This is a genomic window from Acinetobacter sp. YH12102 (assembly GCF_013419125.1).
GTDB lineage: Bacteria > Pseudomonadota > Gammaproteobacteria > Pseudomonadales > Moraxellaceae > Acinetobacter > Acinetobacter pseudolwoffii.
Window position 1 is genome coordinate 223,172 of the sequence record NZ_VPAS01000001.1, and the last position, 16,615, is coordinate 239,786.

The window sequence follows — 16,615 nt, forward strand, 5'->3', positions numbered from 1 at the left end:
TTAAAGTATGAAAAGGAAGGCCAAAGTCATGAAAAAATTAATGGGTGTGATGGCAGTTGCAACTCTCTCCACCTTTATGCTGGCAGGTTGTGAAAGTATGTCTGCCAATGAGCAGCGTATCGGTGCTGCCGCCTTAGGTGGTGCAGTCGGTGGTGGTGTAGGTAATAGTGTCGGGGGTGGTCTTGGTTCTGCAGTCGGTGGTGGTGCAGGCGCAGCCGTGGGAAGTAAGTCCCAAGGTGGCTCAAACCGTAATGCGACCTATAGTGGTGTCGGCGGTGCTGTAGGCTCAGCTGTAGGTAAAAGCATATTCGGTGGGAATGCTGGTGCTGCGATTGGTGGTGCAATCGGTGGTGGCGCAGGTGCTGCGATCGAACAGGATAACCGCCGTCGTTAAGTCTACACTGACTTTAAATCGATTCAGATCTAAAAGCGCCCATGTGGCGCTTTTACCTTATCCAGTTTTTTGAATTTTTCCTTTGCTTTGTTTGCGCCGGATATAAACCGTTTTTTGTACTTCGGCAATTCGAACGCCAGCCTCATCATAGATATTGAGCTGGTAATGGCGATACACTGGCGCATTATCGGCTGCCAGATTGATAATCGTGGCAATTTCTTCAGCAGAAATCCGAATGTCCGCCACCACTGTGCCGCGACCCGGTGCCAAAAACTGAATGCTGGCGCCTTTATCCCAGACCAGATATTTCGGCCCCAAATGATGCATCAGCAATAACATGTAAAAGGGATCGACCATCGAATACAGGCTGCCACCAAAATGCACACCGACAATATTCTGGTTTTTACGGGTCAGCGGCATTTTGACCCGAACGTGATAATGATTAAAATCAATCTTATTAATTTCAATGCCTGCACCACGATAAGGGGCATAGCGGTTCAGAATAAATTTTGAAACCAGAGGCAGTTTTTGAATTTTCTGGAATAGGCTCATACTGACATTCTTTTTGCGGCTGTGATTATGCATACTAGAGCAACAAAAATGCGCTGGCATTGATCAATCATGCCGATTTATAAACTAAGTGGTCAATAATAAAAACAGGATCAAAAGATGGAAATGCACATGCAATGGGTCGATACCACGGATCAGCAGCGTCTCTGTGTCAAAACTTATGGACAACCAGAACAGCCGGCCTTGGTACTGGTTCATGGCTATCCTGATCATCAAGCGGTTTGGGAGCCAGTCATTGCTTATTTGAGTCAGGATTATTTTGTTGTGAGCTATGATGTACGTGGCGCAGGTGAGTCCAGTATTCCTCAAAAAATTTCGGATTACCGCCTGGCACGCTTAAGTCAGGATCTGGAAGAGGTAGTGAGTAAGGTATTGCCGAATCGTGGTTTTCATCTGGCAGCGCATGACTGGGGTTCAATTCAGTCTTGGGAATCTGTCACAGATTTAAGATTCAAAGGCCGAATTCTGTCTTATAGCACGCTGTCTGGCCCTTGTCTGGATCATGCTGCTTTCTGGATGCGCGAGCAGTTCAATCAAGACAAAGCAAAATTTTTAAAGCAAATGAGCAAGTCCTGGTATATCGCGGTATTTCAGTTGCCTTTACTAGCCCCCTTGGCCTGGAATTTTTTTAATCCGCAGCGCTGGGCCAAGATTGTCCGGCAATTAGAAAGACGGGACGATCTGCCGCTGAACCCGAAGATCGTCAAAGATGGCAAGTATGGGGTAAACCTGTATCGGGCCAATTTTTTACCGCGTTTGGCCCGACCACGGCAGCGCTTTGCCATCTGTCCGGTACAAGCGATTGTACTGAAATATGACCAGTTTGTCGGGCCTGATCTGGTCGATGAGATGGCAAAATGGGTCGATAATTTCTCTAAAGTGGAACTGGACGCCAATCACTGGGCAATTCTGAGCCAGCCAGAACAAGTGGCTCAATTAATTGATCACTTTATTCAGCGTCAATCTGCTGAAGTCGTCTAATCAGCCTCAGCACTGAACATGACTGCTGAAAGGAAAAGTGGCGGAATTTTTATCCGAATTTTCTGATAAAATAGCCGCTTTCTCTCTATTCCGATTCATTATGTTCGCAATTCTTGCTGCTATTGGAGTCATGTTCGGACTCTCATTGGCACGTGTACCTGTGGTTTTTGCCCTGGTCATTGGTGCTGTTACGGGTGGTTTACTGGCAGGTCTTGGCCTTCAGGGAACCTTGGACGCGTTTAACAATGGCTTGGGCGGCGGTGCCAAAATTGCCTTGGCTTACGGTATTTTAGGTGCATTTGCTTTGGCGTTGGCACGTTCAGGTTTGCCGGATTTGTTGGCGTATAAAATGATCAACACCTTAAAAGGTGAGGCTGATTTTAAAGCACAAAACCGGGTGAAATATCTGATCTTTTTTACAGTAGCCATTGCTGCGGTATTTTCCCAGAACGTGATTCCGGTACATATCGCCTTTATTCCAGTCCTGATTCCACCATTATTGACTGTATTTAACCATTTAAAGCTCGACCGTCGTTTGATTGCCTGTTTGCTGACATTTGGTCTGGTGGGAACCTATATGCTGATTCCAGTCGGTTTTGGTGCAATCTTCCTGAATGACATTCTGGGTCATAACATCAATACCTTTGGTAAGCCATACGGATTTGAAATTAGCTATGACCAGATTCCATCTGCGATGGCAATTCCAGTATTCGGGATGTTTGTAGGCTTATTGGTGGCGATCTTTATTAGCTATCGCAAACCACGTCAATATCAAGATATTCATGTCCAGGAACAGCAAAGTATTTCCGCTGAATTGGGTGTGGCTGAGCAGGTTAAACCGCAGATTGCCAAATTTACCATCTGGATGGCAGGTCTTGCAGTTATTGCCACATTGGCGGTACAGCTTTATTCAGACTCGATGATTCTGGCTGGTCTGGTCGGTGTCGCGATCCTGAGTTGTGCCGGGATCTTTAAATGGAAAGAAGCGGATGATGTGATCATTACCGGTATGCGCATGATGGCGCTAGTTGGCTTTATCATGATTGCGGCACAAGGCTTTGCCGCGGTGATTGAAGCGACTAATCAGGTACCAACCTTGGTTGAAGCATCAGTAAACTGGATTGGTAATAGTCAGGCACTGGCCGCATTTCTGATGCTGTTGATTGGTTTGCTGATCACATTGGGCATTGGTTCGTCTTTCTCGACTATTCCTATTCTGGCGATTATTTATGTTCCGCTGTGTATCCAGTTTGGTTTCAGCCCGGCTGCGACCATTGCCATTATCGGGACTGCGGCGGCTTTAGGCGATGCCGGCTCTCCAGCGTCAGATTCAACTCTAGGCCCAACATCCGGTCTGAATATGGATGGTCAGCATGACCATATGAAAGACAGTGTGGTTCCAACTTTCATTCATTTTAATATCCCGCTGATGATTTTTGGCTGGATTGCGGCGATGGTGCTGTAATTTAATTATACGGACTTGAGTGAATATTAAATTCACTCAAGGAGTATTTTAAATAGCTTTATAATATATATTTAAAATACATGTTTTAATAGTTTTAAATATAAAAATGAGTTTATTTCTTTAAATAACCTTATTTAAATCTGATTAGATTAGTTGGTATTAAAACCAACCAATTTAGTATATTTAAAATAAATAATATATAAAAACAATAACTTAAATAATATTTGTAATTTAGTTTTATAATCTCTATTGCATATTAAATCCCTCCACGTTTATCATTAAATTAATATTTAAATTCTTAATAAATAATCTTCCAGTGGGGTATTTTAAAATGTTAAAACAAGTTGCTATAATTGCATTAATGGGTCTTTCTGCATCTGCGATGGCAGGTCAATGGCAAGTGAAAGTCGGTGGTTCTGTATTGGCGCCACAGAATGACGACAACGGGACATTGAATATTGCTGGAAAAGCAGAAGTAAGTAATGAAATTGGTTTTACTCCATCTGTTGAGTATTTTTTTGAAAATTCACCTCTGTCAGTAGAAGTTCTTTTAGCAACGCCATTTACGCATGATGTTGCAACTGAAGCTTTTGGTGAGAAAACAGCTGAGTTTAAGCACTTACCACCAACGATTACTGCTAAATACAACTTTAAAAATTCAACTCGCTTTACTCCTTATGTCGGTATTGGTGCAACCGTAGTGGTTCCTTGGGATGAGGAAATTGCATTACCAGGTCATAAGCTTGATGCAGATGTCGCTTATGGTGTAGCCGGTCAGGTTGGTTTTAACTTCCAGCCAGCCGATGCTAAAAACTGGGGTGTATTTGCAGATGTTCGCTACGCTCAAGTTGAAACAGATCTTACTTTGACAACGCCTGATGGTACAAAAGTCGACTTGGGTGAATTAAAGGTAAATCCTTGGGTATATACAGTCGGCTATAGCTATAAATTCTAAGCTTTCATATTTCTGGATTGATTTTCCAAAGGCCTCATCTTGTATGAGGCTTTTTTTTCAAAATAACAACGATTTATAACCTATTGAAATTGAGCAGATTGGCAATGTTCAAATATATTAAAACGAATAAAGTAAATATTAATTGAATACGACTTAATAATTGAATAATAAGGAAGATCAGCATGAGATTTTTAATGAAGAGTATTGTGATCTTCTGCGGCCTGTTGGTCGCACCTGCCTATGCCGCAAGTTTTGATTGTCAGAAAGCTGAAACCGTGACCGAAAAAGCCATTTGTGAACATCGTCTGCTTAATGATGCCGATGTCAAAATGAGTACCAGCTATCATATCTTACGGCGTATGGTTCCCATGGGCACGCGTTCAGTGATACAGCGCGATCAGGTCAAATGGTTGCAGTTTCGCGACCAGTGTCTGGAATCGGTCTCTTGCCTGAACCAAGTCTATAATATGCGTCAACAGCAACTGGACTTGCAGTTTCAGCGCATTTATAAGCTTGGGCCTTATTAAGTCTGACAGTCGGTCTGGCAAAGATTAAAACCCTGCCAGATCAAGTGCTCAAAAATATCTTGTGAAAAAATATACCACTGACTATTGAAAATTGAGGAACTCACTCCATTCATATAGGCAACAGTATTGACCTGTATTTAAAATAAAAGGAGTGATTAATGAGTGAGTCTAACGCACAAAAACATAGTTTCCAGGCTGAAGTGGCTCAGTTACTACATCTCGTGACCCATTCGCTTTATTCAAACCCTGAAATTTTTCTGCGCGAACTGATTTCGAATGCCTCGGATGCTTGTGACAAATTGCGTTTTGAAGGGATCAATCATCCCGAATTTTATGAAAATGATCCGGATTTACGTGTTCGTGTCAGCCTTGATGCAGAGAATAAGACCATTACCATTTCAGATAACGGAATTGGTCTAAGCGAACAGGAAGCTATTGATAATTTAGGCACCATTGCCAAATCGGGCACCAAAGACTTTATGTCTAAACTGACCGGTGACCAGAAGGCCGATGCCCAGCTGATTGGCCAGTTTGGGGTCGGTTTCTATTCAGGTTTTATTGTGGCAGACAAGATCACGGTAGAATCACGTCGTGCCGGTGCAGATGCATCTGAAGGTGTACGCTGGATTAGTGGCGGTACTGGTGAATTTGAAGTTGAACAAATTCAAAAAGCAGGTCGTGGTACCGATATTATTCTGCATCTGCGTGACGATGCGCTGGACTATTTGCAAAGCCATAAGGTTAAGCAAATTATTAATAAATACTCAGACCACATCAGCCTGCCAATCCAGATGCAAAAAGAAGTCTGGCAGGAGGAAGAAGCGGCTGAAGGTGAAACACCGAAAGGTGGCCAGTATGTCAAGACTGATGAGTGGGAAGCGATTAACTCGGCCAGCGCACTCTGGACACGGAGCAAGTCTGAAATTACTGAAGAACAATATGTCGAGTTCTATAAAAACTTAAGCCATGATTTCACGGCGCCATTGGCTTGGGCGCATAACCGGGTGGAAGGCAGTACTGAATATACCCAGTTATTGTATATTCCAAGCAAAGCCCCACATGACATTTTCACCCGTGAATCAAAAGCCGGCATCAAGCTGTATGTGAAACGCGTCTTTATTATGGATGATGCGGATAATCTGATTCCGAATTACCTGCGCTTTGTACAAGGCGTGGTAGACAGTGCCGATTTACCACTGAACGTCAGCCGTGAGTTACTGCAAGAAAGCCGCGATGTGAAAACCATCCGTGACGGGAATGCCCGCCGTATCCTGACGATTCTGGATCATCTGGCCAAATCTGAAGATGAAAAAGATCAGGAAAAATTCAAGACTTTCCATCAGGAATTTGCTTCAGTGTTGAAAGAAGGCCTGGGTGAAGATTTTGCCAACCGTGAACGTATTTTGAAACTGCTGCGTTATGCAACCTCGAACAATGATGAAGTCAGCACGTCATTGGCAGACTATAAAGCACGCATGAAAGACGGTCAGAAAGCCATCTATTATGTGACTGCAGACAGCCTGAATGCTGCAAAGAATTCACCGCAGTTAGAACTGTTCAAGAAAAAAGGCATTGAAGTTCTGCTCATGACCGAACGCGTAGATGAATGGGCGATGAACTTTGTGAATGAGTTCGATGGCACGCCGTTGCAAAACGTGTCTAAGGGTGCAGTTGATTTGGGCGATCTTCAGGATGCTGAAGAGAAAAAAGCACTTGAAGAAGCCGCAGCCCAGTTTAAACCGGTGGTCGAGAAGCTGACTGATTCACTCAAAGACAAGACCAAAGAAGTGCGCGTGACTACGCGTCTGGTCGATTCACCGGCCTGTCTGGTGACTGGAGAAGGGGAACTATCTCCACAATTAATCCGTATGCTAAAAGATGCAGGTCAGCCTGTACCGGATATGAAGCCGATTCTGGAAATCAACCCGGAACATCCTTTGGTGAAAAAACTGGATGGCTCAGCGCAGTTTGACGATCTGGCCAATGTGATCTTTGATCAGGCGGTGATTGCAGAAGGTGGATTACCAGAAAATCCTGCTGAGTATGTGAAGCGTATCAATAGCTTGTTGCTTGCTTAACACATGATGCTCTAAGCTAAAAAATCCCTCTACGGAGTAATGCCAGTCAGTTAAGGAATTGACTGGCATTTTCTTTTTCAAATTCATGATTATATCTGATAGATAGAAAAGTCATCCGCAACTGTTTGAGGCATGAGGTGTATTGCACTGCAAGATTTAAAAATGATTGTTTCTGCGACAAATTTACTAATCGATGGTGGTTGACGAGTTTTGCGGTGAGGAGTGTTGCTCCGCAAGATGCCTTCCTTGCGAAGCTTCGCTTCTCATTTGGGCGAAACCAAAGTAACAAATAATTTACAAGACTTTGATTTATGACATTAATACTCCGCCGTGAATGACTAAAAATTAAAGAGTCTATTTCTAAACTCTTTAACTGGTCAGCATTACCTCTACGGAGGGATTTTTTAGCTTTGCACCGCGCTTGAGTTTAAAACAATGCCTCTAAACGCACCAAAGCACCAACATAGTGATCACGATCTTCGCGATGATCATTCAGATAGTTGAGGTCGGTCTGGACAAAAAACCATTCACGTAAAAAAGGCTGTCTCCAAGACACATATGGTCCCCAGCGATTCAGACGTAGATCTTTGTCATTTAGATAACCGCCGGTATAAATACCATAGCTAAAACGGTTGTCCTGAAAAAACTGATGTTGCCTAAAGGTATAGTTGTCCCAGGTCAGATCATCATCTTGATCATCTGCATAGGTCAGACTGAGCTGATTGGAAAAAAATGCCTGATTGGGACGGGTATGGATCAGTTCCAGATTGGTACGCAAATAGTTTTCACTTTGAATCCCGTAGCGATAAATCTGTTCGGCATGAAAAAAGTAGTCATTTTCCAGTGTCCAATCTTTACTGGCTTTGACGCGCAGGTAAATATCATCTCCGGAGCGTAAACCCAGATCCAGATCGGTTTCAAAAGGAATCCGGTCTGACCATTCCGACCAGCGTAAGGCGAATGAGCTGTTATCCTGGCGTGCGCGCTTGGTATCGAGACGCTTATCTCCAGATGTTGCCGGATTTTCATTGGTAATCGCGACATTACTGTCTAATTCATTGTCCAGACTGTCATCACCGAAGACCAGACTCAGCTTTTGCTCTAAAGTGGGAAGTTTGATTCTGCCACGGATACGGGGCTTAATCTCATAACCCTCATATTCATCCCAGCGATTATCCAAAATGACACGCAGTGTGGCGGCAGCCGGCTGATCCGGATCAGTTTCACCAAACCAGTTATCAATTTTATGCGCAGTACGATTTGCCCATTCTCGGATGCCTTTCTGTTTCTGATCGGCCCATGAATGATTTTCCGTTTCTAACGTTGGCGGGACGATGGCGGTATTCGACTGCTCTGGAAGAATGGTTGGTGTTGCATCAATCAAACGCGGAATTTGATCCAGAAGTCCTGAACGTGCCGGCTCAACACTCTCCGATTTTTTTTCTTGGTCTGAAGAAGCATCTTTTACTGAATTTGCCCAAGACATGCTACTGCTGATTCCCACGCCAAGAGAGAGCAGGAATATCTGAGTAATTCGATTTATTTGCATGAGATATTTATTACTCTTGTATTCTTTTATTCAGCTGTAGTTTTCTTAAATATAGCGATAAAAAGCAAGTTAAAGCTACAAAATAACAGCAATTATTCAATGATTTGAGTCTGAATTGCCTGATAAAGCTCCATGACCTGAATGGGTTGCGACATCATTAAAATAATCGTGTGAATTTTTTGCCAGTTTAGCTGTTGATCACGTTGCAGCAAGATAGATGGATAGGCCAGTTCATCCTCTGCGAGAGACAGGCGTTTTTCACCATGAATCACGCGTATTCGCTGATGTTCTTGCAATAAGAGTATCGGTGTAGAGAAATCCGCAAGGGCTTCCTCAAATGAGATAAATTTTTGTTTCTGAATCGAATCTGCCGGAATATAAGGATAATAATCGGGTTGTGTCCAGACTATTTCTGCTTGTTGCAAATAGGCTTTTGACAACAGATGCAATTGCGTGAAACCTGTACTTAATTGAGGCCACGACAGCGATTTAATCGCAGCAGCCTGATACTGATGCTGACTCAACCAATGCTCAATACAATAGTGCGCCTGTAATTGACTTGATGCACCCAAAAGCATCAGATATTTAATAAACTGGCCTTGCAGATTCAGCTGCTCCACCAAATAAACTTGGCGTGCCTGCCAGTGATCTTCTGCGGCATAATACAGCACAATATCCAGATAGGCTGGATGCCCGACATCAGGTTCCAATTCTAAAGCACAAAGCCGCTGGAGATTGGTATCTTCCGGAGTCAAAGGCTGAACCTGCGCAATCACGTCTCCCAGTTGAATCTCGGTGGGAAAATCGATCACTTCTGGGACAATAATTTTTTCCTGCACAATCGCAGTTTCAGTGGGTAATGGATGATCTAGATACTCAGACGTGGCCTGTATCTGAATGTGTGGTTCATCTGAATGATTTAAGCTTAATGAGTTGATTTTTGCTTTTTGTCGGCCACGATGATATCGAGTCGTTGCCGCCGCTTTTAAGCTGGCTTCTGCTTCATTCAGGGATAAGGCCGGTACAGTCAATGGAGGAGCCGCTTGCAGACCGGTTGTCAATTGTTGCTGTGACAGCCAGATAGAACATTGTTGTAACTCATTCCATTCACTGTTTAGTGCAGGATGCTTCGGTGCCGGAATTAGCCAGACCTGCCAGCCACGCTCAGGATGATGTAGAATTGCCCAGCCTATATCTGGCTGGGTATACAGTGCCTTTTCCAGAGCTGGAATTTCAGTGAAATAACCACAAAAACTTAGATGATAGGGGGTACTGGCGGAAAATTGATAGGCAGCAAGTTCAGGCTGGGTCTGGGCTTTAAACGCTAAAATCTGATTTTTAAAAATAGGTTCATCACAAAGATTAAAGATATCACGAATTCTTTTTTTGAAACGGGCCACGTCGTACAGAGGTAGAGCCTGATGCTCCAGTTGCTGGATCAATTCATGTAATTCCTTGACTAAGTGTGCTTTTTTTAAAGCATTCATTTTATATCTCTAGATATGTTTTAGCGCTTTATCCAAAGTTTGGGCCAGCACCATATTCAGCGCCAACTCGATTAATTTGTATTCAGCAGAATGAGGATCTGTATGGCGTTCTGCCATTTCAATCAGAAAATCAATAGAAATGGACTGAGGTGAAATTTTGCCCTGCACCAATGCCTGAAGTCTGTTCATAACAATGCTTTTGTATTATCAGTATTTTTATATTGCTACAATTATATGCGTAGATCACATGAAATAGTGATTTATTTTAACTGTTTTATATTTATAAACTAGTAAATTTAATGACAAAAAAGCGATCAATATCAATGGAAAATAACAAAATATGAAATGATCGATAATTTTTAAAATACAGATTTTCTTCAGAGAGCAGCTAAATTAAATCGATATAAAAAAACAGGCTGAATCAATCAGCCTGTTTGCATAAAAACTTGTTGGGTATTAAGCAGTTTTTTCAGTTGCCGGCGTTGCAGTTTCTGTATTTACAGTTTCAGCAGGTGCTTTGCTTGCCGGAAAGTCTGGCAGATAAACCACTTGTGCCATTTGCGCTGATGCTTGAACAGAAAAAGCCATAACAGTTGCTGCGAAAGCAAATTTAAGAGCATTCATGGGACGACCTTTAATATCAGGGTGTTCAACAACTTGAACAGAGGGGAGAGTATTTAAACTTGATTCGGGTGAAATCATAGCAAATAAGGCTGAATAGAAAATGATAGATTCGGCAAAAGCAGCACCTAAAAATTAGAAAAATTATTCTACAAAACAATATATTAGTGTATTTGCTCTAGTCTGGGTTTCGGCTGTTTACGGGGCTTTTATGGTTGTTAGTCACAATGGAAATTTGAATATCATGAACTGCCAAAATAAGGTCAACAGATTTTCATCTGCTCAGATGAAAGCTTTGTTCAATCCATGTAAGTTTTTGCTGTCGCTTGTTTACGCGCTGCTGCAATCCTGTGGGAATGAACTAAGATGGATTTTCATTCATGTTTACAATGAGAGTTTCATTATGGCAATTGCAAAAGTGGTGGAAGTTAATTCAAGCAGTACGAAAAGCTTTGAAGATGCGATTCAAACCGGTATTCAAAAAGTCACAGAAACCATCAAAAATGTACAAGGTGCCTGGATCAATGAACAGAAGGTGGTCATCAAAGAAAATAAAATCACGGAATATCGTGTAAATTTAAAAATTAGTTTTCTGGTCGACTAAGTCAATGAGTGTAAATGACATGCAAAAAACATCCCCATCTGAAATGGGGATGTTTTTATAAATTTTCTGAGTTCGATTGCCTAGGCGTATTGCAACTCTCTGTTGAGTATTATTCAGCCGGATTTTCTGCTGCAGTCTCCAGCGCTTTCTCAAAAACCTGCAAGAACACGTCTTTAGGCTGCGCGCCTGCCAAGGCCACACGTTGATCAAAAACAAAGAAAGGTACACCAGTCACTTTGAGCTGATCCTGTGCCACTTCCTGATCAAATTTGACAAAATCGGAAAATTCATCAGAGTCCAGTAAGTCATCGACCTCGACCGGATTCAGGCCAATACGTGCTGCGACATCTTCCAGTGTTTCACGCTCTCCAATGGCCAAGCCTTGCGTCATATAGCTATAGAAGAAAGCTTCCTGTGCATCAGTACCCAAACCTTTGCTTTGCGCCAGATGAATAATACGATGCGCATTGAAAGTATTGCCTGAGTTGGCACCTTCCCAGTTAAATTCAATGCCTTCAGCTTTGGCCATCTCGGCAATATTACGCTGCATTTCTTCGACTTCAGCTACGCTACGACCATATTTTTGTGCCAGACGCTCAGAATTGGACACTTCCTGGCGCACTGGTGCTTCAGGGTCGAGCTGGTAACTGTGCCAATGCACTTCAAGTTCAATGCCTGCTTCTTGTGCAGCTGCTTCTAAACGTTTTTTACCAATATAGCAGAAGGGGCAAACCACATCTGACCAGATATCTACGCGCATGTCATGTCTCTAATTTACTCTTGTGTTTAAGTATGAGGGTGAAGAATCAGAATTTAAAGTCCTTGAGCATCAGAAGGGGATTTCTACAGCATATTGGCAGCATGAAGATTGGACGAGAATATGAATGATAGCCTGATGATTTTGTCCAGAGAGTCTGCTTATGGCTATTCAAGAAAGATAAAAATCCCATAAAAAAACGCCCCGTAGGGCGTTTTTCGAATGCAGTCAATTATGCAGTTTTTACTGCAGCTTCAACAGCCAGCATGTGACCATTTTCTTCGAAGTTTGAATGCCAAGACAGCGCTTCACGAAGCAGATGAGGCGTATGGCCGCCTTTTGCAGAAGCACGGTCAAAGTAATCATTCAGGGCATCACGATACATGGGGTGTGCACAGTGATCAATCACTGCACGGGCACGCTCACGTGGCGCTAAACCACGAAGATCTGCCAAACCTTGTTCAGTTACCAGAATATCTACATCGTGTTCCGCATGGTCGATATGTGAAGCAAAAGGCACTACAGAAGAGATGTCGCCACCTTTCGCAATAGATTTGGTCACGAAGATCGCCAGGTGCGCATTACGTGCGAAGTCACCTGAACCACCAATACCGTTCATCATTTTGGTACCGCAGACGTGAGTCGAGTTCACGTTACCGTAAATATCAAACTCAAGTGCCGTGTTGATACCGATAATACCTAAACGACGTACCAGTTCAGGATGGTTCGAAATTTCCTGTGGACGTAATACCAGTTTGTCTTTGTATTGTTCCAGGTTGTTAAATACTTTCTCGCCATATTTAGCAGACAGGGTAATCGAAGAACCTGAAGCAAACTTCATTTTGCCTGCATCAATCAACTCAAAGGTACAGTCTTGTAGTACTTCTGAGTACATGATCAAGTCTTCGAAGTTCGAATCTTTCAGACCGGTCAATACTGCGTTGGCAATTGAGCCAATCCCCGCCTGTAATGGACCTAAGTTTTTCGGTAGACGCTCTTCAGCCACTTCTTTTTCAAAGAAAGCGATCAAATGATTGGCGATGCTTTGCGTCTCATCATCTGGTGCAGTCACTGTAGATGGTGAGTCGTGCAAGTCATTGTTGAATACGATACCGACAATTTTTGCTGGATCAATATTGATCGCATGTGTCCCGATACGCTCATCCACTTGAGTCAAAGGAATCGCTTGACGCGTTGGACGGTATGACGGGATATAGATATCGTGTAAGCCTTCAAATGCCGGGCTTAAGTTGGTATTGATTTCTACAATTACTTTTTCAGCAAAGATTGCAAAGCTTGCAGAGTTACCTACAGATGTGGTTGGAATGATGCCGCCATCTTCAGTGATTGCAACCGCTTCAATGATCGCAACATCTGGTTTTTTCAGCTGTTGGTTACGCATTTGTTCAACAGTTTCAGACAAATGTTGGTCGATGAACATCACTTCGCCGTTGTTGATCGCCTTACGTAAAGTGTTGTCGACCTGGAACGGTAAACGACGTGCCAGTACGCCAGCTTCAGTCAGTTGTTTGTCTAGATCGTTTCCTAGTGATGCACCAGTAATTAACGTGATCTTTAATGGATTTGCTTTTGCTTGTTGAACTAAAGCTAAAGGAACCGCCTTCGCTTCACCCGCGCGAGTAAAGCCACTCATACCCACAGTCATGCCATCTTTGATGAATTCAGCCGCTTGTTCTGGACTGATGACTTTGTTGTGTAGGGAGGCTAAACGGATACGATCTAAAGACATTTTAACTCTCATTAATTCTTAAACTATGAGACGGATTGTACCGCTCAAAAAATGTATTGTGCATAGGTGTTAGGCTAAGGTCTAATTTTTTAGCTAAATGTAGGTATAATAAAAAATGATGATTTTTAAATTGTTGATTTAATGAAATATAAAATGAATTGTATAGAAAAACTAAAAAGTTGTTTGTTGGATTATTGATCACTTCTTAAAAGTGATCAGTCAAGGTTTGTCGGATTTTATCGAGTGTGGTGGCAGGGGGAGGCGTCTCTGTGCCAGCCTGATTTAAGGGCAATGAAATGATGGCTTCAAGTCCGCCTTCAGGACGATTATGAATACGCAACTGACCATGGTGAATATCGACAATCCGTTTGGCAATTGCCAGTCCCAAGCCGCTGCCTTGTACAGTCCGTGCAGAATTACCCCGTACAAAAGGCTGCATCAGGGCTTCAATCTGATCTTCCGGGATGCCTTCTCCATGGTCTGCAACACAAATCAACAGGTGCCCGTCTTCTACATGAGCAGACAGTTCAATCGGTTCTGAACCATAACGTTTCGAATTATTGATCAGATTACCAATCAGCCTTTTTAGCGACATGCTGCGTGCCTGAATGGTAGGGATGTCTTGTGGCGTAAAGCGGATATCGAGCGGTTTAAACTGCTTGACCAGTTCCTGGAGCAGCACATTGACATTGGTATCCTGCGGCTCTTCATCAGAACCATCACGCATATAGGAGATGAACTGATTCAGGATGGCATCCATATCTTCGACATCATAAATCAGGCCTTCTTTGAGAAAGTCTTCATCCGGCATCATTTCGGCACTCAGGCGAATCCGTGTTAGAGGCGTGCGCAAGTCATGTGAAATACCGGCCAGCATGATGCGGCGTTCGCGTTCAGTCTGATCTAGCGTATAAATCATCTGGTTAAAAGCATGATTGACCTGACGGATTTCCAGTGGACCATGATTGGTATCCAGATAGGGCGCCGAACCGATACGACTATAACTGTTGGCAGCATCCTGCAAACGGCGTAAAGGCCGGTTCAGCTGACGCACCAAGGTCAGGATAATAATGCCGACAATAATCGGCGTGCCCAGTAACCAGCCCAGAATCAGCTCATTACTATAATTGGCATAGGTTTTTAAAGGCTCTTGCACCCAGTGACCATTCATTTCAGGGGTCTGGATCCAGATGCGCGGGCTTGGTTTAAACTGGAAATAGACCGTGGCCTCTTCAATACGTAGTTCTTTGGCCAGCTTGGTTTCGATCTGCCGGGTAAAAAATTCTGCAATCACTTTTTCCCGGACAGTGGGATACTCTGCCGGATTGGTCACATATTCAATACCAACGCGGTTTTTTAACCAGGTATCAATATCGACTTCCTGCTGTTTATGATACAGGCGCAGATCGGGATTATTGAGAATTTCCAGTTCCATGGCCAGATAGCGCGCATGTTGCTGGATTTCAGGTAAAAATAAGGTACGCCAGAAGAACCACAAAGACATGAACAGGCTGAAACAGACCACAAAGACCACCAGAACTGTGGTACGCATGGCGGCAGAACGCGGTTTGATCTTGTCTAGAAAGCGTTCCCCACGGGTGCGTTTTTTTTCTGAGTAGGTAACAAAATCGGTAAATTTTTGTGGGTCGATGGGGTCGAGTTTCACACTGCGTCCTTTTGCTCAAAAGGGGAGGCTTCCCCTCGTAGTTGGATACACGTTAAGGTCATCCGCAACTGTTTGAGGCAGGACTCAAGATGGTCAATGATGTTTCTGCGAGAGAATTGCTTGAATGACGGAGGTTGTCGAGTTTTGCGGATGACAATGGTTTTGCTTACTTTTGTCGAAACAAAAGTAAGGCGAACCGCAGGTTAAACCCTATAAATGAGCTTAAACCATAAGACTCCGTCATGAATCAAGGTATTAATTTACTCCGCACCATCTGGAACAAACACATAACCCACACCCCAAACGGTCTGAATATAACGCGCACGCGCCGGATTTTCTTCAACCAGACGGCGTAAACGTGACACCTGAACATCAATCGAACGTTCCATGGCACCCCATTCACGACCACGTGCCAGATTCATCAGCTTGTCACGGGTGAGCGGTTCGCGTGGATGCTGAACCAGAGCTTTCAATACCGCAAACTCACCTGTGGTTAAAGTCACGACTTGACCTTCACGGGTCAATGTACGGGTTGATAAATCCAGTGACCAGGGGCCAAATGAGACCACTTCCATTTGCTGGCTCGGTGCACCCGGTACTTCACGCACTTGACGACGCAATACCGCACGAATACGCGCCAGCAATTCATTCGGATTAAACGGTTTAGGCAGGTAATCGTCCGCACCGGCTTCAAGCCCTGCAATACGGTCAGAATCGCTGCCGCGCGCGGTCAGCATAATAATGGGCGTATCGATATTGGATTGGCGTAAACGACGACAGATACTTAAACCGTCTTCGACCGGAAGCATAAAGTCGAGCACGATCAGAGAAAACAGTTCCCGCTGTAAAAGTCGATCCATCTGCGTGGCATCGTGTGCAGTTTTCACCACAAAGCCTTTATCTTCGAGAAAACGTTGCAATAGGGTACGCAGACGAACATCATCATCAACAACCAAGATGCGTTCGACTCGGTCTGTTTCGGTATGTACGGCATCGGCTTTTTCAGCAGGTACAACTAAACTCATGAGATGCTCCTTTATTCTTTATTGTCGTCATAAACAAAAAATGAAATATGCTTTGAGTATACGATTCATTGATATTAATTGACTATGCTCTAAAGCACCAAATATTGCAGTTAAAATCAAGACATAGATACCAAATATATACATCTAAATGGACAAAAAATATGATTTGGAGCAACATAAAAAGCA

Annotated in this window: 16 protein-coding genes; 7 read left to right on the forward strand and 9 right to left on the reverse strand. The window is 43.4% G+C overall.

Annotation, left to right across the window (positions count from 1 at the left end):
- Window positions 1–28: 28 nt before the first annotated feature.
- Window positions 29–394, forward strand: coding sequence for a hypothetical protein (locus tag FTU42_RS01080; protein WP_005095281.1), 366 nt, complete (start codon window positions 29–31; stop codon window positions 392–394).
- A 57-nt stretch (window positions 395–451) separates the two neighbouring features.
- Here the strand turns inward: FTU42_RS01080 and FTU42_RS01085 are convergent, their stop codons facing one another.
- Window positions 452–946, reverse strand: a complete 495-nt coding sequence (locus tag FTU42_RS01085) for a DUF4442 domain-containing protein (protein WP_218208693.1) — start codon at window positions 944–946, stop codon at window positions 452–454.
- Window positions 947–1,063: 117 nt separating this feature from the next.
- On the opposite strand from FTU42_RS01085, the gene FTU42_RS01090 reads away from it, so the two are divergent.
- From FTU42_RS01090 to htpG, 5 genes are all read left to right on the forward strand, one after another.
- On the forward strand, window positions 1,064–1,945 hold the full coding sequence (locus tag FTU42_RS01090) for an alpha/beta fold hydrolase (RefSeq protein ID WP_180071883.1): 882 nt from the start codon (window positions 1,064–1,066) through the stop codon (window positions 1,943–1,945).
- A 100-nt stretch (window positions 1,946–2,045) separates the two neighbouring features.
- Window positions 2,046–3,410, forward strand: a complete 1,365-nt coding sequence (locus FTU42_RS01095) for a Na+/H+ antiporter family protein (RefSeq protein WP_005173021.1) — start codon at window positions 2,046–2,048, stop codon at window positions 3,408–3,410.
- A 331-nt stretch (window positions 3,411–3,741) separates the two neighbouring features.
- A complete protein-coding gene (locus tag FTU42_RS01100; protein WP_180071884.1) occupies window positions 3,742–4,365 on the forward strand; it encodes an OmpW family protein in 624 nt (207 codons plus the stop codon).
- 182 nt (window positions 4,366–4,547) lie between these two features.
- Window positions 4,548–4,892, forward strand: coding sequence for a lysozyme inhibitor LprI family protein (locus FTU42_RS01105; protein WP_005095291.1), 345 nt, complete (start codon window positions 4,548–4,550; stop codon window positions 4,890–4,892).
- A gap of 158 nt (window positions 4,893–5,050) precedes the next feature.
- Window positions 5,051–6,970, forward strand: coding sequence for a molecular chaperone HtpG (gene htpG, locus FTU42_RS01110; RefSeq protein ID WP_100329325.1), 1,920 nt, complete (start codon window positions 5,051–5,053; stop codon window positions 6,968–6,970).
- Window positions 6,971–7,397: 427 nt separating this feature from the next.
- On the opposite strand, the gene FTU42_RS01115 is transcribed toward htpG, so the two are convergent.
- The 4 genes from FTU42_RS01115 to FTU42_RS01130 all read right to left on the reverse strand — a co-directional run bounded on the left by FTU42_RS01115 (window position 7,398) and on the right by FTU42_RS01130 (window position 10,630).
- Complete coding sequence (locus tag FTU42_RS01115; RefSeq protein ID WP_180082909.1) at window positions 7,398–8,519, reverse strand: hypothetical protein; 1,122 nt, start codon at window positions 8,517–8,519, stop codon at window positions 7,398–7,400.
- 92 nt (window positions 8,520–8,611) lie between these two features.
- Window positions 8,612–10,006, reverse strand: a complete 1,395-nt coding sequence (locus FTU42_RS01120) for a hypothetical protein (RefSeq protein ID WP_005095298.1) — start codon at window positions 10,004–10,006, stop codon at window positions 8,612–8,614.
- 9 nt (window positions 10,007–10,015) lie between these two features.
- The gene (locus FTU42_RS01125) at window positions 10,016–10,195 is read right to left on the reverse strand and encodes a hypothetical protein (protein WP_005095300.1); all 180 of its coding nucleotides are present in this window, start codon (window positions 10,193–10,195) and stop codon (window positions 10,016–10,018) included.
- Window positions 10,196–10,462: 267 nt separating this feature from the next.
- A complete protein-coding gene (locus FTU42_RS01130; protein ID WP_171063334.1) occupies window positions 10,463–10,630 on the reverse strand; it encodes a hypothetical protein in 168 nt (55 codons plus the stop codon).
- A gap of 400 nt (window positions 10,631–11,030) precedes the next feature.
- Between FTU42_RS01130 and FTU42_RS01135 the strand changes: the two genes are divergently transcribed.
- Complete coding sequence (locus tag FTU42_RS01135; protein WP_005095303.1) at window positions 11,031–11,231, forward strand: dodecin family protein; 201 nt, start codon at window positions 11,031–11,033, stop codon at window positions 11,229–11,231.
- Between the two features lie 109 nt (window positions 11,232–11,340).
- Here the strand turns inward: FTU42_RS01135 and FTU42_RS01140 are convergent, their stop codons facing one another.
- The 4 genes from FTU42_RS01140 to ompR form a co-directional block, all read right to left on the reverse strand.
- Window positions 11,341–11,991, reverse strand: a complete 651-nt coding sequence (locus tag FTU42_RS01140; RefSeq protein ID WP_005095305.1) for a DsbA family oxidoreductase — start codon at window positions 11,989–11,991, stop codon at window positions 11,341–11,343.
- A gap of 229 nt (window positions 11,992–12,220) precedes the next feature.
- On the reverse strand, window positions 12,221–13,738 hold the full coding sequence (locus FTU42_RS01145; RefSeq protein ID WP_005095307.1) for an acetyl-CoA hydrolase/transferase family protein: 1,518 nt from the start codon (window positions 13,736–13,738) through the stop codon (window positions 12,221–12,223).
- 205 nt (window positions 13,739–13,943) lie between these two features.
- A complete protein-coding gene (locus tag FTU42_RS01150) occupies window positions 13,944–15,404 on the reverse strand; it encodes an ATP-binding protein (protein ID WP_180074971.1) in 1,461 nt (486 codons plus the stop codon).
- Between the two features lie 260 nt (window positions 15,405–15,664).
- On the reverse strand, window positions 15,665–16,429 hold the full coding sequence (ompR, locus tag FTU42_RS01155) for a two-component system response regulator OmpR (protein ID WP_004278590.1): 765 nt from the start codon (window positions 16,427–16,429) through the stop codon (window positions 15,665–15,667).
- Window positions 16,430–16,615 lie beyond the last annotated feature (186 nt).